Raw genomic sequence first — 20,192 nt, 5'->3', positions numbered from 1 at the left:
TTAGAAAATGCGGAGCGTGTAGTTGGTGCTGGGAAGGTCCAGCGCGGTCCATGCTTCATGCGATTCGACGGGAGGCGTGTGCCCCCGGCCGTCTTGGAGCAGAGCCGACACCGTGGCGGCAAATATGAGGAGCAGCAGGACGATGAGGATGGTTGTGAGGATTTCCATACCTCCATGCTTCTCCTCTTCGGGACTAGGAAAAAGTGGCAGAAATGCCCAAAAGGCTAAAATTCCTGCCACAATGGAACCATGCTGAAATCAGTAGCAGTCATCGTGGTTCCCAACTTTTCGATGTTCGAATTCGGGACCGCCTGCGAGGTGTTCGGGATTGACAGGTCCGGCCGGGGGAACGGCGTCCCCGCCTTTGACTTCCGCGTCTGCACGCCGTCTCCCGGCAACGTCCAGCTCAAGTCCGGATTGTCCATGAATGTGAGCCTGGGGTTGGAAGCCACTGCCGACGCCGACCTGGTGATCATGGCTCCCTACGGCCGGGACCAGGACCTGCCGGAGTCCGTCCTCGAGGCCCTTCGGGCTGCGGATGCAAGGGGAGCGTGGGTGATGTCCATCTGCTCCGGAGCCTTCGCCCTGGCCCGGGCCGGTCTCCTGGACGGCCGCCGCTGCACCACGCACTGGCACTATTCCGGCCAACTGGCCGCCGAATATCCGCACGTGCAGGTGGACGAAAACGTCCTGTACGTGCAGGACGGCAACATCATCTCCTCCGCCGGTACGGCTGCCGGGATCGATGCCTGCCTGCACCTGGTGCGGGTCGAGTTGGGCGCGCACGTGGCCGCCGCGATAGCCCGGGACATGGTGGTCCCCCCGCATCGGGACGGCGGCCAGGCACAGTTTATTGACCGCCCCATGCCTACCTGCGGTTCCGCGCCAATGGAGGAACTCCTGCGCTGGATGGTGGAGCACCTGGACCGCGAGCATACGGTCAACGAGCTCGCGGCGCGGGTGCACATGTCCGCCCGGACGTTCGCCCGGAAGTTCCGGTCAGAAACGGGGGCAACACCGGCAGCCTGGCTCAACTCCCAGCGGGTGCTTCGGGCGCAGGAACTCCTTGAGGCCACGGACATGAACATTGAGGAGATTGCACGGGAGTCCGGTTTCGGGCATCCGGTCCTGTTGCGGCACCACTTCGGGAAAGTCCTGGACACGAGCCCGCAGTCCTACCGCAGGGCGTTCAGAGGCCAGCTGGCAGAGGCCGGTTAGCCCTTGGCCTTACCCATCCCGGCGCTGCGGTGCGCGTGATTCTTCGGCGGCCGCGCGGGTGCTGTCCACCAGCACCCGCCAAGGGCCGGTAACTGCCCGCTCGGGCAGGGAAGCGCGGTGCTCGCCTGCCCGAATCGAGTAGATGAACCGGTCCGGCTGTTGGGCTCCTGCGAATTCCGCTGCGGCGTCCCGCGGTGTCCTGGGCACGGCGTCCCAGGGGCATGCTTCCACGATGGGCTGCCACTGGTTCCTGGCAGTCTCGGACACAGCGTTAACAGTCCAAACCCGAGTCATCGCCGCGATACCGCCGGTGCGCTCCACACTGATCTTCATGGCCTGGTTCCTGGGTACGTCGAGCCTGGTGGCCCGAAGTACCCAGCCAGGCGTCCCGTTAAAGCTTGACCTTCACAGTTTCCCACGCGTTCCGAACGGCGTCATGCTCTTTTGAATCAGAACCGAAAAGTTCCCCGGCCGTAGCAGCCGTGGCGCGGGCGAATACGGTGAAGGTAGCGCCCATAGGCAAATTGCCGCCGGTGAGCGTCTCATACCAAATACGCCCGGGGGAGTCCCAGGCGTTCCCGCCCAGCTTTTCCGCCACCAGGTAGAACGCCCGGTTGGGGATACCTGAGTTGATGTGGACACCGCCGTTGTCGGCGCTCGTTCTCACGTAAGTGTCCATGGAGTCCGGCTGGGGATCCTTACCCAGCACGTCGTCGTCGTACGCCGTTCCGGGTGCTTTCAGGGAACGCAGGGCGCGCCCTTCCACCTCCGGCGTGAAAAGCCCCTCGCCGATGAGCCAGGTGGCCTCTGCAACCGACTGGTTCTTCACGTACTGCTCAACGAGGGCGCCGAAAACGTCCGACATTGACTCGTTGATTGCCCCGGCCTGGTTCCGGTACACCAAGGCGGCGGAGTGCTGGGTAACCCCGTGGGCAAGCTCGTGGCCGATGACGCTGAGGGACCTGGTGAACCGCTCGAAGACCTCCCCGTCGCCGTCGCCGAAGACCATCTGCGTCCCGTCCCAGAACGCGTTGTCGTAGAGCTTGCCGAAGTGCACGGTGGCATTCAGGGGCAGCCCCCGGGCGTCGATGGAGTTCCTTCCGAAGACGTCGGCGTACAGCCGGTGCGTGTGGCCCAGACCGTCGTAGGCTTCGTCCGTTGCAGGATCCCCCGTAGCAGGCTCTCCCTCCTTACGGGCGAGTTTGCCCGGGAGGGTTTCCGAGCCAACGGCATTGAAAACCGATCGGTTCGGTGGTCCTGGTTTGGCCTGGCGCACACCTGCCGGGATGTCCGGGGCGGCCTGGGAGCGGGCTGCCTGGACAGAGCGGACATGCCCCAAAGCTTCTTTGGCCGCCCGTGCGGCTGCGGAAAACTCCGGAGCGTCCTGCCTGGCCAGCCGCCTCAACAGGTAGGGCGGAATGATGGAACAGAACGGAACGTGCATGGCGTACCCCCTCAACTAGGTAAATTCAGACTACGAGGGGGTACCGACAAAGCAGGGGATTCACGCGGAGTTCCGCCCGTTGTTGACTGCAACTTTTGGGTGCAACCAGGAATGTCAGACCCCCTCGCGATGATGGAGGTATGGGAACGAACCCGGCAGTGGTGGAGGCGGAGGTGGCGGTTGATGCTGCTGTTGCTGCGTTCAGGGTTGCGCTGGCTGGCAGGGAGACTGCCGTTTTCGGTGCCGCTGCTGCTTCCGGTGCCGCTGCTGCTTCCGTTGGCGCTGGCGGGCCTGATGCCATGGCGTTTGGAACTGCGGCCGTGGCGGGGTTTGGTGATGATCCGTTGCAGCGGGTTGCTGATGCGGCGTTGGATGTCCTTGCCGGGGTGGCGCGCTCGGAAGCGAAGATCGCGGCCGTGAAGGCACAGGCCGTGGCGGTGCTGGCCGAAGCCACGAAGGCGCTGAATCCTCCGGCCGGGTCGCCGCAGGAGGCCGGTGCGCAGGACCGGAGCCTGGTGGCCGAGGTCGGGTGTGCGCTGGCGATCGGTGACCGGGCCGCCGGTACCCTGCTCGCCGAGGCGCACGCCGCCCTGACCAGTTCCCTGCCCCGGACGCTCGCGGCCCTGCAGTCGGGGACGATCTCGTGGGCGCACGCCCGGACCATGATCGAGCAGACCGCGTGTCTTGATCCCGCTGGTGCGGCGGCGCTGGAGGCGCACTTCCTGGACCCGGCGGCGCCGAGCCCCGCCCGCGGCTGCCCGGTCGGGGAGATGCCGGCCTACCGGTTCAAAGCCAGAGCCCGGGGCTGGCGGGAACGCCATCACCCGGAGAGCCTGGAGAAACGGCACGCGAAAAGTGTCGCGGACCGTCGGGTGGAGTACTGGCCGGACAGTGACGGGATGGCGTGGGTCGCCGCCCACCTGCCAGCGGACCGGGCGTCGGCGATCCGGAACCGGCTCACCGCTCTTGCCAGGGGCATGCAGGGCCCGGACGAGCCCCGCACCCTGACCCAACTGGTAGCCGATAGTTTCTCTTCAGGGCTTCTCGGCAGCGATAACACTGCCAGCAGCGGCGACGGTGCAGGCGAGGGTGCAGGAACGGATCCCGGCCCATCTTCGTCGATCCGGGCGCAGGTGTTGGTCACCGTGCCGGTGTTCTCCCTGATGGGCCTGACCAACGAACCCGCGGTACTGGACGGGCACGGCCCGATCCCGGCCTCCATGGCGCGCAAGCTCGTGGCAAACGGTGCCGGGTCGTTCTACCGGGTGCTGGTCGATCCTCGCGACGGGGCACCTCTGGAAATCGGCCGCACCAGCTACCGGGTCAGCAAGGCCATGCGGAACTGGCTCAGGTTGCGGGACGGCAAATGCCCCTTCCCGGGCTGCAACAACAACTCCCTCGACAACGAAGCGGACCACCTCCTCGCCTGGCACAAAGGCGGCACCACCGGAATATCAAACCTCGGCCAACCCTGCCGCAAACACCACAAACTTCGGCACACCAGCAGATGGAAACCAACACCGGCCACCATGAACGAACCACCCGGCTGGATCTCACCCACCGGCCGGCACTACAAAAGCGAACACCAGGACTGGGAACCACCTCACTGGCCGGAATCTTCCGCGGCAGCGAAGCCCGGCGTGCCGGACGACTTGTCGCAGATCTGGCCTCCGCCCGACGACTTGCCGCAAGCCTGGCCTCCGCCCGACGACTTGCCGCAAGCCTGGCCTCCGCCCGACGACTTGCCGCAAGCCTGGCCTCCTGCCGACGACCTGCCTGTCGAGAACGCGTTTTGGCACGAAGAGTTGCCGGAAGACACCTTTGATGACTGGTTGCTGCCCGGCTACACGTTGCCCCAGGACCCGCTACCGGAAGAAATCTGGTGGAAGATGGCCTGCGAGGCGAATGCCGTTGCCTCACCATGACCGGAGTGGTCCTAACTGGTGTCCGGGGTTGTGTTGCGCGTCCCGCCCGGGCATTGCACATTTGTTTCCGCTAAGCCCGGAAGTATTTCCACTGAGCCCGGAAGGCGCGGGTGGGCGGCCCAACCCTCAAACACCTCTTAGCCGCTGACCCCCAGCTAAGGCCACACGTTTATCAAAGCCAGCCGGACAAGGAAAAGCACCCCGGTCCGTGGACCGGGGTGCTTCTGATGGTGCCCTCGATAGGATTCGAACCTACGACCTTCTGCTCCGGAGGCAGACGCTCTATCCCCTGAGCTACGAGGGCAATCCGGGGTTCCTGCCGTTGCTGGCGGGACGTCCTAGAGCTTAGCAGGAAGGTGGCCCGCAAGGGAAAATCGCCACTCAGGAGTCGGCCACGGGCGTTCCTGGGAGTGGGGATTAGTAGCCGGAGAACGAGTCCACGTGCACCCGCCCGGCCCCGGCCTGCCGTGCAGCCTGACGCAGCGAGGCGACGCTCGACGGTGAGCCCGAAATATAAACCTCGCGGTCAGCGACGTCGGGAACGAGTGCCTTAAGGGCTTCACCGTCCACCCTGGTCCCATCTGACGGGAATGCAGTGATGTGCGCCGGCGGCTCGGAGCCATCGGCAATGCGGGCAACCACACGGACACCTGAGGCCTTCAATTCATCCGCATATGCGATCTCGTCGGCGCTCCTGGCCAGCAGGAGGATCACGGCGTCACGGTCCCGCAAACCACCGGAGGAGATATGTGAAAGGAAAGGCGTGATGCCGATGCCGGCGGCCATCAGCAAAACGGGCTTGCGGGGGTCGCGGGGGAGGACAAAGTCGCCCCCAACGGAAGTGGCCGTCAGCTCGTCGCCCGGCTGCAGCGAAAGGAGGACCTTCTTGGCGGCGGACAGGGGCTCGGCAGTCCGCACGCCGAACTTCACCAGGTGCTCACTGGGGGAACCCGTCAAACTGAACACCCGGCGTCGTCCTTTTCCATCGGACTTGGCGTGCGGAAGGTCCAGCTCCATGTATTGCCCGGGGACAAAGCGAACAGCCCGGGAAGGCTCGAACGAAAACTCAGTGGTGCTGGGCGTCAGCGGCCTGGTCCCGTTGAACCTCAGCCGCACACCGCCCCGCTGGCCCGCCATAAAGGCGAGAAGATTGCCCAGCAGCAGCGCGGCCTCAGGAGAATTGGCCAGGAAGCCGAAGTTGTAGGGGACTGCAAAAACCACGCCCACCACAGCCGCAAGTGCCAACTGCTGCCACCTGCGCGGCGGCAGTGTCAGCGGCTCGGTGAGCATAAAGCCCACAAAGAACAGCAGCGGCCGCTGGGCCAACGACTGCCACAGCGCCATCCCCACGGACATGCCGGCCTGAAGCAGTTCTGCGCCGATGATGGCGCAGGCCACCACGAGGAATACCGAGGCCATCAGGACCTTGCGCGTGCGGTACAGCACCAAAAGGACCCCTGGCACCAGCAGCAACAGCATGGCTGGAGTGGCTGCCCACCAGGTGGCAACGTTGAGCCCCGTGAGTCCAACCACGAAGGCCCCCGCAGCGGCGGGATTGAAGATGTGGCGCCCGCGCCACGCGAGCGCATACTTTGACGCCGAGGCCAGTACGCAGGCCAAAGCCACTCCAGCCACATCCATCGGCGCAAATGAGGGCCAGAACAGGAAGTACAGCAGCAGCCCTGTAATGAGCGAGGATTCAGAGTGGGGCCGCACCCGGAACAGGGCCGCCAGGGCCCTGTTCGAGGCGTATGTCAGGCCGAGGCACAGCACAAGGTGCGCCAGCATCTCGGGAATGCCGAACGTGAGCCAGCCGAGGACATCGAGCAGAAGGCTGTACGCGGCAAGCGCTGCAAGGACCAGCAGGATGAGCCGGTACATCGTGAACTTACCAAGCACAGTATCCAGCCGGGCGGCCACGGACGGGGCCGGACCGGCTTTCGGCGTTTCCACGGGGCTCATGTGAACAGTGTCCCTTCAAACTCGGCGGAGTGGGCTGCTCTTCCGTCAGAAAATACTGTCAGCCAGGAGAAATCGAACTCCTGCTCCAAGCGGGTGCCAGGGGCAAAGAAAAGCGCAGTGGCCAAAGCATCGGCCAGCATCGCCGTGTCCGCCAGGACCCACGTGGCGACGGCGGTCCGGACCGGCTGCCCGGTTGTTCCGTCCAGGACGTGGTGCAGACCGTCTCCCCACGCCCGGCGGTTGGACGCCGAGGCACAAAGCGCGCGCCCGGCGAGGGGCACGATGCCAATTGCCTGCCCCGGATCGTAAGGATGCTCCAAAGCCACCTGGGTGGCTCGGGGGCCCCTTGCCAACAGATCCCCGCTGCCGTCGATGACAAAGGAATCAATTCCTTCAGCGTCCAGTTCGTCGGCGAGCAGATCGGCCAGCAGGCCCTTGCCTGCCGCCCCGATGTCAAGAACCACGGGTGACGTGGTGGTGATGGTGGTTCCCTCCCACTCAAGGACCTCGTCCCATCGGGGTGCCGGCCGCGGCGACCCTGAGGGCTTAAGTGAGTAGCCGGCGTCGTACCCCAGCCGTTCGAGGGATGCGCCGATCAGCGGGGTCATGGCCCCATCCGTCAGCTCGTAAAGCGTCCTGTACAGCGGCCCAAGCCGGTCTGCCTCGCCCGGGAAGCTGAACCGCCCCGATCCCCGCGCCATGGTGCTGACGCGGGAATCGGCGCGGAAACGGGACCACTCGGTGTCGAACTCCTCCACGCGGTTAAGGAGGCATGCCCGGACTGACCCAGCAAGCGGAAGAGGCGTGGAAATTTCCCACTGCGTGCCAATTCCTTCGAACGCAAAGTCAGCCCAGTCCGCGCCCGGCACGGTCTACTGCGCCTCCGCCTTGATCTGTTCCACGGCCTGGTTGAAACCGCCGCTCGTCAGGGAGGAGCCGGCCACCTTCGAGACGTTGAGTTCGTCGATGTTCTTGCCAACGATCTGCGACGCGATACCGCTGGCGAACTCGCCCTGGAACTTTCGGGTGTTCGGGTTGGAGGGATGCTGTGTGATGTTGACGGCCGTCACTGTGCCCCCGGCAAGGGCCAGCTCGACGCCAACCGTCTCGTTGCCGTTGGGAGAAACGTAGTTTCCGTCAGCACTGTAGGTGCCGTCTTTGTAAGCCGAACCGCTGGTGGCCAGCGGCGAGGCGCCGGAGGACGGCGTTGTGGCGGAGTTTGCTGCAGCACTGCCGGCGGGGGCTGCCTGCGTGCTTTCAGTGGCGGACGGGGCGCAACCGGCCACCGTTCCGGCGAGGGAAAGGCCGGCGATCCCGGCGAAAACACTCTTGCGGACTGACGGTCTCATGAAGGCTCTCATTTCGGTTAAGTCTCTGGGACAGTGCGGGACAGTGCTTACGCTGGTGTCAACGATGAACCCAGCTTATTGGTTCAACTTGTGACTGCCTTGTGGATTTCCTGTGGAATGCCTATGGTGCCGGCACATTCCCGATTCTTTTGCTGTCACTGGCCCCCGGTAGGCTAGAGGGGTGACTCCCGAAGAACTCTCCCTCGCCATATCCGCCTGCCTGAAAGACGCCGTAGACGCCGGCGAGATCGCCCTTTCAGCATCAGCAGTGCCAGATGAGGTACGAGTGGAGCGACCCAAGAACCGCGACCACGGCGACTGGGCCACCAACATCGCCTTGCAGCTTGCCAAGCAGGCCGGCACGAACCCCCGCGAATTCGCCACCGTGCTGAGCGCGCGGCTTAAATCGATCGACGGGGTTTCCGCCGTGGACATCGCAGGCCCCGGGTTCCTGAACATCACCGTTGACGCTGCAACGGCCGGCGCCCTCGCCAAGGTCATCGTCGAAGCCGGCCCGCAGTACGGGACCAACAATGCGCTCGCCGGCCACACCGTGAACATGGAGTTCGTTTCCGCCAACCCCACCGGCCCGCTGCACATTGGGCACACCCGCTGGGCGGCCCTGGGGGACGCCATCGCCCGTGTGCTGCGCGCCTCCGGCGCCGAGGTCACGGCCGAGTACTACATCAACGACGCCGGTTCACAGATGAACGTCTTCGCCAACTCCGTGTACTCCCGCTTGCACGGCCGGCCCGTGCCCGACGGCGGTTACCCGGGCCAGTACATTGCGGACCTGGGCCGCGAGGTCATCACCGAGCACCCCGACATCCGCGAACTGACTGAAGTTGCCGCCCTTCCGGTCATCCGCGCAGCCGCGTACAAGGCACAGATGAAGGACATCAAGGCCACCCTCGCCGACTTCGGCGTCGAGTTTGACGTGTTCTTCTCCGAGCAGGAGCTGCACGACGCCGGCGCCATCGAAAGTGCCGTTGCCCGCCTTCGCGAGCAGGGCCACGTGTTCGACGACGGCGGTGCTGTCTGGCTGCGTACTACGGACTTTGGCGACGACAAGGACCGGGTGATGATCCGTGCCAACGGTGAGCCCACCTATTTCGCTGCCGACGCCGCCTATTACCTGTCCAAGAAGGACCGCGGCTTCACGGAGAAAATTTACCTGCTCGGCGCCGACCACCACGGCTACATCAACCGGCTCAAGGCCATCGCCGCCTGCGCCGGGGACGATCCCGAGGTGAACATCGAAGTCCTGATCGGCCAGCTGGTTTCAGTGAACGGCGCCAAGCTGTCCAAGCGCGCAGGCAACATCATCGAGCTGAAAGACCTCATCGACTGGCTCGGCAAGGATCCTGTCCGCTACTCCCTGGCCCGGTTCCCGGCCGACTCCCCACTGACGCTGGATCCGGAGCTGCTGAAGAAGCACAGCAACGAGAACCCCGTGTTCTACGTGCAGTACGCCCACGCCCGTTCCCGCGGCGCAGCCCGCAACGCCGTAGACGCCGGCGTGGACCGGTCCGCTTTCGACGCCTCGCTCCTGGACCATGCCACGGAGAACGAGCTGCTGTCCTACCTGGGCAGCTACCCCTCGATCGTGGCAAAGGCCGCGGAACTGCGCGAACCGCACCGCGTGGCACGGCACCTCGAAACCATCGCCGGCGCCTACCACCGCTGGTACGATGCCTGCCGCATCGCGCCCATGGGCGACGAAGCGGTGACCGACGTCAACCGCACCCGGCTGTGGCTCAACGATGCCACCAGCCAGGTGCTCGCCAACGGCCTTGACCTGCTTGGCGTTTCCGCGCCGGAACGGATGTGATGGCAATGTCTGTAGAAACCTCGAAGGCCGCGTCCCCGCTGGCACCCGAATGGCTCGCAGTGCCCGCTGACCTGAACGCCCTCCAGGAACCGATGTGGGCGGGAAGCGTGCAACGCAACAACGCCGGCTCACTCACCGTTGGAGGCCTCACCGTCCAGGAACTGAAAGAGCAGTTCGGCTCGCCCCTCTTCGTTCTGGACGAGGCAGATTTCCGCTCCCGGGCCAGGGCATTCAAGGATTCCTTCGATGCTGCCTTCGCTGACATCTGCGGCGGCGTGGACGTCTACTACGCGGGAAAGTCCTTCCTCTGCACCGCTGTTGTGAAGTGGGTGGAGGAGGAAGGCCTGCGCCTGGACACTGCCTCCGGCGGAGAGCTCGCCGTCGCCGCCCGTGCGGGAATCGCCGGTGGGCGCGTGGCGCTGCATGGGAACAACAAGTCCGACGGTGAGCTTAACCGTGCCCTGGACATGGGCCTCGGCCGGATCGTGGTGGACAGCCTGTCCGAGCTGGTGCGGGTGGGCGACATAGCCCAGGCCCGCGGCGAACAGGCCAAGGTCATGCTGCGGCTCACTCCAGGCGTCCACGCGCACACGCATGAGTTCATCGCCACTGCGCATGAGGACCAGAAGTTCGGCCTCTCCATGGCGGCTGATACGACGGACCAGGCGGGCCTGTCTGCTGCCGAGGAAGCGGTAGCAGCGGCGTCGGCACACCCCGGTATCGAGCTCCTGGGCCTGCACTGCCACATCGGCTCCCAGATTTTCGAGCCGGACGGCTTTGCCCTGGCGGCCGAGAAGCTGCTTCGTTTCCTCGCCGCCATGCAGGAAAAGTACTCCATCGTTATGCCGGAGCTTGATCTCGGCGGCGGCTACGGGATCGCCTACACGCCGGTGGACACTCCCCGCCCGGCAGCTGAAATTGCGGCGGCGATGGCCGCCGTCGTGCGTACCACCTGCGCCGAACTCGGCATCACCTCGCCGCGTATCTCCATTGAGCCGGGGCGCGCCATCGTGGGCAGCACCACCTTCACCCTGTACGAGGTGGGGACGCTCAAGACTGTGCGGGTCGATGCCCCCGGTTCCGGCGACGCCGGTGCGGCAGACGAAAACGTTACGTATCCGCGCCGCTATGTGTCGGTGGACGGCGGCATGAGCGACAACGCCCGGCCGGTGCTCTACGACGCGGATTATTCGGCGATTGTGGCCTCCCGTACGTCCACAGCTGCGCCGCAGCTGTCCCGCGTGGTGGGCAAACATTGCGAGAGCGGCGACATAGTTGTTAGAGATGTATATCTGCCCGAGGACGTGGCAGCCGGTGATCTGCTTGCTGTACCGGGAACCGGCGCCTACTGCTGGGCCCTCTCGAGCAACTACAACTATCTGGCCCGGCCGGGCGTTGTCGCGGTGCGCGACGGATCTGCCCGGCTGATTGTCCGCGGGGAAACCGAAGAAGATCTTTTGAACCGCGACATGGGAGCCTGAATGTCTGAATTGCGAACCCTGAAAGTGGCCCTGCTGGGCTGTGGCAACGTTGGGGCCCAGGTTGCGCGGATTCTCATTGAGGACGCCGACGCCCTTGCCGCCCGTACCGGCGCGCGCCTGCAGCTGTCCGGCATTGCCGTACGCAACGTGGACTCCAAGCGGGACGTTGAGCTGCCGCAGGAACTGTTCACCACCGACGCCGACACCCTGGTCAAGGACGCCGACCTGGTCATCGAACTGATGGGCGGCATCGAACCGGCCCGTTCGCTGATCCTGTCCGCGCTGCAGAACGGTGCCTGTGTGGTCACCGGCAACAAGGCCCTGCTGGCCCAGGACGGACCCACCCTCTACGAAGAGGCGGATAAGGCCGGTGTGCAGCTGTCCTACGAAGCTGCCGTGGCCGGCGCGATCCCCATCCTGCGGCCCATCCGCGACAGCCTTTCCGGCGACCGGATCACCCGGGTGCTGGGCATCGTCAACGGCACCACCAACTTCATCCTGGACCAGATGGATTCCACCGGCGCCCAGTTCGCCGATGCCCTGGCCGAAGCCCAGCGCCTCGGCTATGCCGAAGCAGACCCTACTGCCGACGTCGAAGGCCACGACGCAGCAGCCAAGGCGGCCATCCTCGCCACGCTGTCCTTCCACACCCGGTTCGCCTTGGAGAATGTCCACTGCGAAGGCATCAGTTCGGTCAGCGCCGCAGACATTGCCGCGGCCAAGGATGCCGGTTTCGTCATCAAGCTGCTGGCGATCGCCGAAAAGCTCACCGATGCCGACGGCGGCGAAGGCGTTTCGGTGCGTGTGCATCCAACACTGCTGCCCCGTGAGCACCCGCTGGCTGCCGTCCGCGGCGCCTTCAATGCGGTGTTCATCGAGGCCGAGAACGCCGGCGAACTGATGTTTTACGGCCAGGGCGCAGGCGGGACGCCTACGGCGTCCGCCGTCCTCGGTGACCTTGTCTCTGCCGCCCGCCGCCTCGTCCTGGGCGGACCCCAGCGTACCGAAACCACTACCGGCCATGTTCCGGCCTTGCCTATCGACGCTGCCGTCACCAGCTACTACATCGGCCTCGACGTAGCGGACCAGCCGGGCGTCCTGGCAAAGATCGCACAGCTGTTCGCCGAGCACGGCGTCTCCATCGAAATCATGCGGCAGACCATCCACCGGGACGCCGAGTCCAACGTGGAGTCAGCCGAACTGCGCATCGTCACGCATCGCGCATCAGAGGCTGCCCTCGCGGCCACCGTCGAGGCCGTCAAGGGCCTGGACGTCATCAATTCAGTTACATCCGTTCTGCGGGTAGAAGGAGTCTAAGTGGCTCACCAATGGCGCGGCGTTATCCGCGAATACGCTGACCGTCTGCCCGTGACGGAATCCACCCGGGTCATCACCCTGGGTGAGGGCGGCACCCCGCTGGTGCACGCGCAGAAGCTCTCCGAGCTCACCGGCTCGGAGGTGTACCTGAAGGTGGAGGGCATGAACCCCACCGGCTCCTTTAAGGACCGCGGCATGACCATGGCCATGACCGCCGCCGTCGCATCCGGTGCCAAGGCCGTGGTCTGCGCCTCCACCGGTAACACCTCGGCCTCTGCCGCCGCCTACGCAACGGCGGCCGGCCTGAAGTGCGCCGTCCTGGTGCCCGAGGGCAAGATTTCGATGGGCAAGCTCAGCCAGGCCATCGCCCACGGCGCCACCCTGCTCCAGGTGGACGGCAATTTCGACAACTGCCTGGACATCGCCCGGAAGCTGGGGGAGTCCTACCCGGTCTTCCTGGTCAACTCCGTCAACCCCGCCCGCATCCAGGGACAGAAAACCGGCGCCTTCGAGATCGTCGACGCCCTGGGGGACGCTCCGGACATCCACGTGCTGCCGGTGGGCAACGCCGGAAACATCACCGCGTACTGGAAGGGCTACAAGGAGTACTCCGCTCCGTTCGAGTCCGAAACCGCCGGCACGCTTCCCGCCGTCTCCACCAAAACCCCCGCCATGTGGGGCTTCCAGGCAGCAGGGGCGGCGCCTTTCGTCGCCGGTCACCCCATCACCGAACCGGACACCATTGCCACGGCCATCCGCATCGGCAACCCTGCGTCCTGGGACGGTGCCATTGGCGCCCGCGACGAATCCGGCGGATTTATCGACGCGGTGACCGACGAGGAAATCCTCAGCGCCCACCGCTGGCTGTCCTCCCGCGAGGGCGTTTTCGTTGAGCCCGGTTCCGCGGCGGGCGTGGCTGGCCTGCTGAAGAAGCACGCCGCGGGCGAGGTTCCTGCCGGCAAGACCATCGTCATCACCGTCACGGGCCACGGCCTGAAGGATCCCCAGTGGGCCCTGCGCACCGAGGACGGCAGCGATGTCCTGCCTGTCAAGGTTTCCAATGACGTGGTCACCGTTGCTGCCGAACTGGGACTGGAAGAAAAGTAGCCTTGGACACCACCTCGCAGACCGCCGTCGGACTGCAGCTTATTGAACCCGGACAGCGGGTCACGGTCCGGGTTCCGGGCACCACGGCCAACCTTGGTCCGGGCTACGACAGCCTGGGCCTGGCCTTGGCCCTGCATGACACGCTGACAGTTGAGAGCCTCGAATCCGAGGAACTCCTGTTCGATCTCCGGGGTGAAGGCGCCGACACCCTGCCGAGGGACGCCAGCCACCTTGTTATCCGGGCAATGGAAGCGGCCTTCGAACGGCTGGGTTTCCGGCACGGAGGGCTGAAGGTCACGGCTGACAACGTCAATCCCCACGGCCGCGGCCTCGGCTCGTCCGCATCGGCTGTCGTCGCAGCCGTGTCCGCGGCAAACGCCCTGGTGCCGGAAGCCAGCCGTCGAGGGAAGGACTGGATCCTGCAGCTCACCAGCGAGCTGGAAGGGCACCCGGACAACGTGGCACCGGCCATTTTCGGCGGACTGGCGCTGTCGTGGCAGGACAGTGACCAGTACAGCAGTACCAGTGCGACGGTGTCCAAAACGGTGGTCCCAGTCGTAGCGGTTCCTGATTTCGAGCTATCAACGGAGGCCGCCCGTGCCCTGCTTCCGGCCTCCGTGGGGCACCACGCGGCGGCGATGAATGCCGGACGCGCGGCCCTGCTGATCCATGCCTTGACCAGCAAGCCCGAATTCCTGCTGGCCGGCACCGAGGACTACCTCCACCAGAGTTACCGCGCCGAGGCCATGCGTCCAAGCGCTGCGCTGATTTCGGCGCTTCGCGCAGGCGGGCACGCGGCGGTGGTTTCGGGTGCCGGGCCAACAGTCCTGGTGCTGGCTGACGGACAGTCTGAAGCGGCGGCCGTCGTTGCTTTCATCAAGGAGTTCACCGCCGCGAACACGCCGGACATCGGGTGGCGTGTTCTGAAGCTGGCAGTGGACGTTGAAGGTGCTAAGGTGGAGTTGCACCGGCGGTAATTGACGCCTATCTGATCTGCTATTGCACGTAGCTGCCGCTTGGTCTCTTATTGCGCAATGTATTCCGGTGCCGCCTGCTTGGTCTGTCGCAGGAATCTGCAGCACTCAAACTGCCCCTGAAGCGTCAGTCCTGCGTCCCGCCGTGGGCGGAGCGCAAGGTGAATTAGTATCCGGCCCTGCTGGCCGATATCCAACCGGCAAGGCCGAGCAATCCGGCTGCAGATCTGAACTGCAGCCCAGATCAAATCATCGCGTCCAGCTCCCAGTCTGGACGCCGTCGAGGGGGAAGGATCCTTCGTGACCGAAACCACTGAGCTGTCGCCAGCTGTGGAACTATCTTCTGCTGCCGAATCACCGGCCGCACCCGCCAAGAGCAGCGGCCTTGCCGGCCTCAAGCTCGCCCAGCTGCAGGCACTTGCCAGCCAGCTCGGGATTTCCGGCGGTTCCCGGATGCGCAAGGGGGACCTGGTTTCAGCCATTTCCGCCCACCGCGCCGGCACCCCCATGACAAAGGCTCCGGTGACAAAGGCTCCGGCCAAGGCAGCTGAAAAGGCCGTCGAGAACGTGTCTGCCCCGGCAATTGTTCCGGCAGTGTCCGCCCCGGCGGCTCCTGCTGAAACAACCGAGGCGCCTGCTGAAGGAACGCGGGCACGAGGCCGTGGCCGCAGCCGCCGCGCCGTCAGTGATGGAGTGGTAGCACCCGCAGCCGCTGAACCGGCTGCTGCTGAAACCGGCACGGCCGCTCCGGTTGAGGCTCCGGCCGCCGCCGAGGTTCCCGAAGCGGCCGAGGGTGCCGAGCGTCGCCAGCCTCGTACCCGCAACCGCCGCCGCGGTGAAGCAGCCGCAGCAGCACCGCAGGGTGCCGAGGCTGTGGAGGCACCGGCAGAACAGGCCGACGCCGGGCATCGCTCGGGAGCGCAGGCCGGCGCAGAACCCCGCACGGAAGAACGCACCGGCGAGCGGACCGAAGCTGAAGCCGGCGAAGCCGCGCAGCGCACCGACCGCCAGGGCGGACGCACCCGCGGCCGCGACAACGCTGCACGCGAGAACGCCGACGGCGGCCGGGACAACGCGGGCAGCCGTGAGGCAGGCCAGCGTGAAGGCACCCGCCGCGATGACAACCGCGACAGCGACGACGCCGACGGCGGCAGCCGCCGCAACCGCCGTAACCGCCGTGACCGCAACGACCGGAATGAACGGAATGACCGTTCAGGCGGCCAGGACCGGGACAACTCCCGCAACGACCGTTTCCGCGACCGCAACGACCGCCGTCGTGGACGTGCCCAGGGACCGGACGTCGACGACGTCGAGGTCACCGAGGACGACGTCCTGCTGCCGGTTGCCGGCATCCTGGACGTTCTGGAGAACTACGCGTTCATCCGCACCTCCGGCTACCTCCCGGGTCCGAACGACGTGTATGTCTCCCTCGCCCAGGTCAAGAAGTACAACCTGCGCAAGGGCGACGCCGTGGTTGGCGCCATCCGCGCTCCCCGCGACGGCGAAGACCGCAGCCAGCAGTCGGCCCGCCAGAAGTTCAACGCCCTGGTCCGCGTGACGTCAGTCAACGGCAAGACCTCGGAAGAACTCAAGGACCGCGTCGAGTTCGCCAAACTGGTTCCGCTGTACCCGTCCGAGCGCCTGCGCCTCGAGACCGACCCCAAGAAGATCGGCCCCCGCGTCATCGACCTGGTTGCCCCGATCGGCAAGGGCCAGCGCGGCCTGATCGTCTCCCCGCCGAAGGCCGGCAAGACGCTCATCCTGCAGTCCATCGCCAACGCCATCACCACCAACAATCCTGAGGTCCACCTCATGATGGTGCTCGTTGACGAACGCCCTGAAGAAGTGACGGACATGCAGCGCACCGTCAAGGGCGAAGTCATTGCGTCCACCTTCGACCGTCCCGCCGACGACCACACCACCGTGGCCGAGCTTTCCATCGAACGCGCCAAGCGCCTCGTGGAAATGGGCATGGACGTGGTGGTCCTGCTGGACTCCATGACCCGTCTGGGCCGCGCCTACAACCTGGCAGCACCGGCCTCGGGCCGCATCCTGTCCGGTGGTGTGGATTCCGCAGCACTGTACCCGCCCAAGCGCTTCTTCGGTGCAGCCCGCAACATCGAAAACGGCGGCTCGCTCACCATCCTGGCAACGGCACTCGTGGAGACCGGTTCCAAGATGGACGAGGTCATCTTCGAAGAGTTCAAGGGCACCGGCAACATGGAGCTCCGCCTGTCCCGCCAGCTTGCCGACAAGCGCATCTTCCCGGCCGTGGACGTCAACGCGTCCGGCACACGCCGCGAGGAGAACCTGCTCTCGCCCGAGGAAGTCAAGATCATGTGGAAGCTGCGCCGCGTCCTCTCCGGACTCGAGACCCAGCAGAGCCTTGAACTGCTGACCAACAAGATCCGGGAGACCCAGAGCAACGTCGAGTTCCTCATGCAGGTTCAGAAGACGACGCTTGGTGCGAAGTCGGATAACGACAAATAGCTGAGTCAGGGGCGGGCGCTGGTGCGTTCGTGCGGCGGGTGCCGCGCGGATGTTCCGCCCCCGCCCCTTTGTCGTTCGGATTTTGCCGCCCCCGCCCCTACGCTGGGAGGCTTTCGATCTTCGATCGTCAGCCTCCCAGCTCCGGCAGGCCCGATGCCACTCCCGGGGCGGCAAAATCCGAACGCCTTGTCGTTGTCTCACCAATCGCTCGGCGAAATTAGACTGTCTCCCAGCGCGTTGAAAGGTTTTAAAAAATGTTTGAGTCCGTACAGGGCCTGCTTGATGAGCATGATGCTATCCAGGCGCAGCTGGGGGATCCTGCTGTTTATGCTGATCAGCGGCTTGCCCGGAAGCTTGGGCGGCGTTCGGCTCAGCTCAACGGCATTGTGGAGGCCTACCACAAGTGGGAAGCCATTCAGGATGACCTTGCTGCTGCCAAGGAGATGGCTGACGAGGATCCCGAGTTTGCTGCTGAGGTGCCTGAGCTGGAGGAGTCGCTGGAAGTTGCCGCGGCCAAACTTCGGCGCCTCCTTATTCCCCGTGACCCGGACGATGCCCGCAACGTGATCCTCGAGGTCAAGGGCGGGGAGGGCGGCGACGAGGCTGCCCTGTTCGCTGCCGACCTCCTGCGGATGTACACCCGGTACGCCGAGTCGCGCGGCTGGAAGACTGAAATCATTTCCGCCACGGAATCCGATCTCGGCGGCTACAAGGACGTGCAGGTTGCCGTGAAGGGCAGCTCGAACGATCCCGCCGAGGGCGTCTTCGCGCGGCTCAAGTTTGAAGGCGGGGTGCACCGGGTGCAGCGCGTCCCCGTGACGGAGTCGCAGGGCCGCATCCACACTTCTGCCGCCGGTGTCCTCGTTCTCCCTGAAGTGGATGAGCCGGAAGAGCTCGAAATCAACCAGAACGACCTGAAGATCGATGTCTACCGGTCCTCCGGTCCCGGCGGCCAGTCCGTCAACACCACCGACTCCGCCGTGCGTATTACCCACCTTCCCACCGGCATCGTAGTGGCCATGCAGAACGAAAAGTCGCAGCTGCAGAACCGTGAAGCCGGCATGCGCGTGCTGCGGGCACGCATCCTGGCACACCAGCAGGAGCAGATCGACGCCGAGAACTCGGCCCAGCGGAAATCGCAGATCCGCACCATGGACCGCTCGGAGCGCATCCGCACCTACAACTACCCGGAAAACCGGATCGCGGACCACCGCACCGGCTACAAGGCGTACAACCTGGACCAGGTGATGAACGGTGACCTGGAACCGGTTATCCAGTCCGCAATCGAGATGGACGAACAGGCACGCCTGGACGCCATCGGCGACTAACGCGTTCCCGGAATACAGCGCATGACACTCGGTCCAGGCCAGTCCCTCGCGGATGCCGTCAGCGAGGCAACAGACATCCTGCGTGATGCCGGCGTCCCCAGTCCCCGGGTGGACGCTGAGCTGCTCGCCGACCACCTGCTCAACGTCGGGCTGGGCCGCCTGCGTGCCATGATGCTGGGGGATACCCCTGCCCCTGAGGGCTACGAGGCTCTGGTGGCGGAGCGCGCCAGCCGGATCCCGCTGCAGCACATTACCGGAGTAGCGCATTTCCGTTATCTCGAACTCGCGGTGGGTCCCGGGGTCTTTGTACCCCGTCCCGAGACCGAATCCGTGGTGCAGCTGGTCATCGACCACGTCCAGGGCCTGCCCCACCCGCGCATCGTTGATCTCGGGACCGGCTCCGGCGCCATCGCGGGCTCCATCGCGCACGAAGTGCCCGGGGCGGAAGTTCACGCGGTGGAGTTCAGCCCCTTCGCCCATGCCTGGGCAGCGAAAAACCTGGCCTCCTTGGGCGTCCATCTCGTCCTCGGGGACCTGCGGGACGCGCTGCCGGAACTCAACGGGACCTTCGACGTCGTCATCTCCAACCCGCCGTATATCCCGGCCGAAGCAATCCCCAACGAGCCCGAAGTCGCGCTGTACGATCCCCCGGAAGCGCTGTACGGCGGGGGAGCGGACGGCATGGAACTTCCGACGGCGGCAGCCGCCTCGGCTGCCCGGCTGCTGGTACTCGGCGGCTACTTCGTGATGGAACACGCGGAAGTCCAGGCAGGCTGGATCGCAGCCATGCTGGCCAGGACAGGGGACTGGACCACTATCAGGACGCATCTGGACCTCAACGGCAAGGAGCGCGCCACCAGCGCCCTGCTGGCGGATCCGGACCGCACGGGAATGAAAGAATAAGCAAGTGACCACAACCTATAACTGCACCAGCGACGACGAGCGCGCCCAAGGACTTGAGCACGCCCAGCGGGCCATCAGCGAGAAGAAGTGCGTGGTTCTTCCCACGGATACGGTTTATGGGATTGCCGCTGATGCCTTCTCGCCGCAGGCCGTCACCATGCTCCTGGTGTCAAAGGGACGCAGCCGCACCATGCCGCCGCCCGTGCTGATCCCGCGAATTAACGCCCTTGACGGACTGGCCACTGACGTTTCCGCGGACGCCCGAAAGCTTGCCGAAGCCTTCTGGCCGGGCGGCCTGACCCTCATCCTGCACGCCCAGCCGTCGCTGGACTGGGATCTCGGAGAGACCAAGGGCACCGTGGCGCTGCGCATGCCGGCAGACGACATCGCCCAGGAACTGCTGACCCTCACCGGGCCGCTGGCTGTTTCTTCCGCCAACCGCACCGGCCATGCTCCGGGGCAGACAGCGGCCGCGGCACGTGAGCAGCTGGCCGATTCCGTTGAGGTTTACCTCGAAGGCGGCTTCCGGCCGCTCGAAGGCGAGGCAGCAGTACCGTCCACCATTGTTGACGCAACCGGCCCCCGCCCCCGGGTGGTCCGCAACGGTGCCGTGAGCCTGGACCAGCTCCGGGAACAGGTTCCAGGGGTCCTGGGATTGGGCGAGATTCCGATGGCAGCGGAAGAACCACAGGAGCCTGAGGCTGAAGCCCAGCCCGCCGCGGAGGCTGAACCTCACGCCGTCGCGGAGCCTGAAGCCCACACCGCCGCGGAGGCAGACGTTCCCAATGACGCGGAGGCTGGAGCCCACACTGCCGCCGGCAGCAGTGCCGTCAGTAACAGCAACAACCACCCGGGGAACTGAC

The 20,192-nt window shown here is 65.4% G+C and carries 17 protein-coding genes and 1 tRNA gene; 11 read left to right on the top strand and 7 right to left on the bottom strand.

Annotated elements, in window-relative coordinates:
• On the bottom strand, positions 1-168 hold the full coding sequence (locus M1E07_RS13090) for a hypothetical protein (protein ID WP_461187107.1): 168 nt from the start codon (positions 166-168) through the stop codon (positions 1-3).
• 81 nt (positions 169-249) lie between these two features.
• Between M1E07_RS13090 and M1E07_RS13085 the strand changes: the two genes are divergently transcribed.
• Complete coding sequence (locus tag M1E07_RS13085; protein WP_461187106.1) at positions 250-1,218, top strand: GlxA family transcriptional regulator; 969 nt, start codon at positions 250-252, stop codon at positions 1,216-1,218.
• A 9-nt stretch (positions 1,219-1,227) separates the two neighbouring features.
• Here M1E07_RS13085 and M1E07_RS13080 read toward each other — a convergent pair whose 3' ends face one another.
• Positions 1,228-1,551 carry a protealysin inhibitor emfourin gene (locus tag M1E07_RS13080; RefSeq protein ID WP_461187105.1) on the bottom strand — a complete coding sequence of 108 codons (324 nt, stop codon included), beginning with the start codon at positions 1,549-1,551 and terminating at the stop codon, positions 1,228-1,230.
• 58 nt (positions 1,552-1,609) lie between these two features.
• The gene (locus M1E07_RS13075; RefSeq protein WP_461187104.1) at positions 1,610-2,662 is read right to left on the bottom strand and encodes a M4 family metallopeptidase; all 1,053 of its coding nucleotides are present in this window, start codon (positions 2,660-2,662) and stop codon (positions 1,610-1,612) included.
• A 140-nt stretch (positions 2,663-2,802) separates the two neighbouring features.
• Here M1E07_RS13075 and M1E07_RS13070 point away from each other — a divergent pair, with 140 nt between their 5' ends.
• Positions 2,803-4,587 carry an HNH endonuclease signature motif containing protein gene (locus M1E07_RS13070; RefSeq protein ID WP_461187103.1) on the top strand — a complete coding sequence of 595 codons (1,785 nt, stop codon included), beginning with the start codon at positions 2,803-2,805 and terminating at the stop codon, positions 4,585-4,587.
• A gap of 228 nt (positions 4,588-4,815) precedes the next feature.
• On the opposite strand, the gene M1E07_RS13065 is transcribed toward M1E07_RS13070, so the two are convergent.
• From M1E07_RS13065 to M1E07_RS13050, 4 genes are all read right to left on the bottom strand, one after another.
• A tRNA-Arg gene (locus M1E07_RS13065) sits at positions 4,816-4,891 on the bottom strand.
• Between the two features lie 113 nt (positions 4,892-5,004).
• Positions 5,005-6,549: a ferredoxin--NADP reductase gene (locus M1E07_RS13060; protein WP_461187102.1), complete on the bottom strand. Its 1,545-nt coding sequence runs from the start codon at positions 6,547-6,549 to the stop codon at positions 5,005-5,007.
• A complete protein-coding gene (locus M1E07_RS13055) occupies positions 6,546-7,418 on the bottom strand; it encodes an FAD:protein FMN transferase (RefSeq protein WP_461187101.1) in 873 nt (290 codons plus the stop codon). The genes M1E07_RS13060 and M1E07_RS13055 overlap by 4 nt, the downstream gene beginning before the upstream one ends.
• Positions 7,419-7,421: 3 nt before the next feature.
• Entirely contained in the window at positions 7,422-7,898 is a 477-nt protein-coding gene (locus tag M1E07_RS13050) for an FMN-binding protein (protein ID WP_461187100.1), read from the bottom strand.
• Positions 7,899-8,079: 181 nt separating this feature from the next.
• On the opposite strand from M1E07_RS13050, the gene argS reads away from it, so the two are divergent.
• From argS to M1E07_RS13005, 9 genes are all read left to right on the top strand, one after another.
• Entirely contained in the window at positions 8,080-9,729 is a 1,650-nt protein-coding gene (argS, locus tag M1E07_RS13045) for an arginine--tRNA ligase (protein WP_461187099.1), read from the top strand.
• Between the two features lie 5 nt (positions 9,730-9,734).
• On the top strand, positions 9,735-11,210 hold the full coding sequence (gene lysA, locus M1E07_RS13040; RefSeq protein ID WP_461187098.1) for a diaminopimelate decarboxylase: 1,476 nt from the start codon (positions 9,735-9,737) through the stop codon (positions 11,208-11,210).
• Complete coding sequence (locus tag M1E07_RS13035; RefSeq protein WP_461187097.1) at positions 11,211-12,527, top strand: homoserine dehydrogenase; 1,317 nt, start codon at positions 11,211-11,213, stop codon at positions 12,525-12,527.
• The gene (thrC, locus tag M1E07_RS13030; protein ID WP_461187096.1) at positions 12,528-13,634 is read left to right on the top strand and encodes a threonine synthase; all 1,107 of its coding nucleotides are present in this window, start codon (positions 12,528-12,530) and stop codon (positions 13,632-13,634) included.
• A gap of 2 nt (positions 13,635-13,636) precedes the next feature.
• Positions 13,637-14,611 (top strand): homoserine kinase, encoded by a 975-nt coding sequence (gene thrB, locus M1E07_RS13025; protein ID WP_461187095.1) that lies wholly within the window; start codon positions 13,637-13,639, stop codon positions 14,609-14,611.
• Positions 14,612-14,908: 297 nt separating this feature from the next.
• Entirely contained in the window at positions 14,909-17,098 is a 2,190-nt protein-coding gene (gene rho, locus M1E07_RS13020) for a transcription termination factor Rho (RefSeq protein WP_461187094.1), read from the top strand.
• Positions 17,099-17,352: 254 nt separating this feature from the next.
• Positions 17,353-18,426: a peptide chain release factor 1 gene (gene prfA, locus M1E07_RS13015; protein ID WP_307094605.1), complete on the top strand. Its 1,074-nt coding sequence runs from the start codon at positions 17,353-17,355 to the stop codon at positions 18,424-18,426.
• A 21-nt stretch (positions 18,427-18,447) separates the two neighbouring features.
• The gene (gene prmC / locus M1E07_RS13010; protein WP_461187093.1) at positions 18,448-19,329 is read left to right on the top strand and encodes a peptide chain release factor N(5)-glutamine methyltransferase; all 882 of its coding nucleotides are present in this window, start codon (positions 18,448-18,450) and stop codon (positions 19,327-19,329) included.
• A 4-nt stretch (positions 19,330-19,333) separates the two neighbouring features.
• Positions 19,334-20,191 (top strand): L-threonylcarbamoyladenylate synthase, encoded by an 858-nt coding sequence (locus tag M1E07_RS13005; protein WP_461187092.1) that lies wholly within the window; start codon positions 19,334-19,336, stop codon positions 20,189-20,191.
• Position 20,192 lies beyond the last annotated feature (1 nt).

The sequence above is a fragment of the Arthrobacter sp. Z4-13 genome, assembly GCF_054792705.1.
Note: the sequence above shows the minus strand (reverse complement) of the source record. Positions and strands in the feature narration are given on the sequence as shown.

Excerpts from the sequence above, each read along its gene's own strand:
- M1E07_RS13090 (WP_461187107.1), bottom strand. The coding sequence starts at position 168 with ATGGAAATCCTCACAACCATCCTCATCGTCCTGCTGCTCCTCATATTT.
- prfA (WP_307094605.1), top strand. The coding sequence starts at position 17,353 with ATGTTTGAGTCCGTACAGGGCCTGCTTGATGAGCATGATGCTATCCAG.
- prmC (WP_461187093.1), top strand. The coding sequence starts at position 18,448 with ATGACACTCGGTCCAGGCCAGTCCCTCGCGGATGCCGTCAGCGAGGCA.
- lysA (WP_461187098.1), top strand. The coding sequence starts at position 9,735 with ATGTCTGTAGAAACCTCGAAGGCCGCGTCCCCGCTGGCACCCGAATGG.
- M1E07_RS13050 (WP_461187100.1), bottom strand. The coding sequence starts at position 7,898 with ATGAGACCGTCAGTCCGCAAGAGTGTTTTCGCCGGGATCGCCGGCCTT.
- M1E07_RS13070 (WP_461187103.1), top strand. The coding sequence starts at position 2,803 with ATGGGAACGAACCCGGCAGTGGTGGAGGCGGAGGTGGCGGTTGATGCT.
- M1E07_RS13075 (WP_461187104.1), bottom strand. The coding sequence starts at position 2,662 with ATGCACGTTCCGTTCTGTTCCATCATTCCGCCCTACCTGTTGAGGCGG.
- M1E07_RS13035 (WP_461187097.1), top strand. The coding sequence starts at position 11,211 with ATGTCTGAATTGCGAACCCTGAAAGTGGCCCTGCTGGGCTGTGGCAAC.
- M1E07_RS13060 (WP_461187102.1), bottom strand. The coding sequence starts at position 6,549 with ATGAGCCCCGTGGAAACGCCGAAAGCCGGTCCGGCCCCGTCCGTGGCC.
- M1E07_RS13085 (WP_461187106.1), top strand. The coding sequence starts at position 250 with ATGCTGAAATCAGTAGCAGTCATCGTGGTTCCCAACTTTTCGATGTTC.
- M1E07_RS13080 (WP_461187105.1), bottom strand. The coding sequence starts at position 1,551 with ATGAAGATCAGTGTGGAGCGCACCGGCGGTATCGCGGCGATGACTCGG.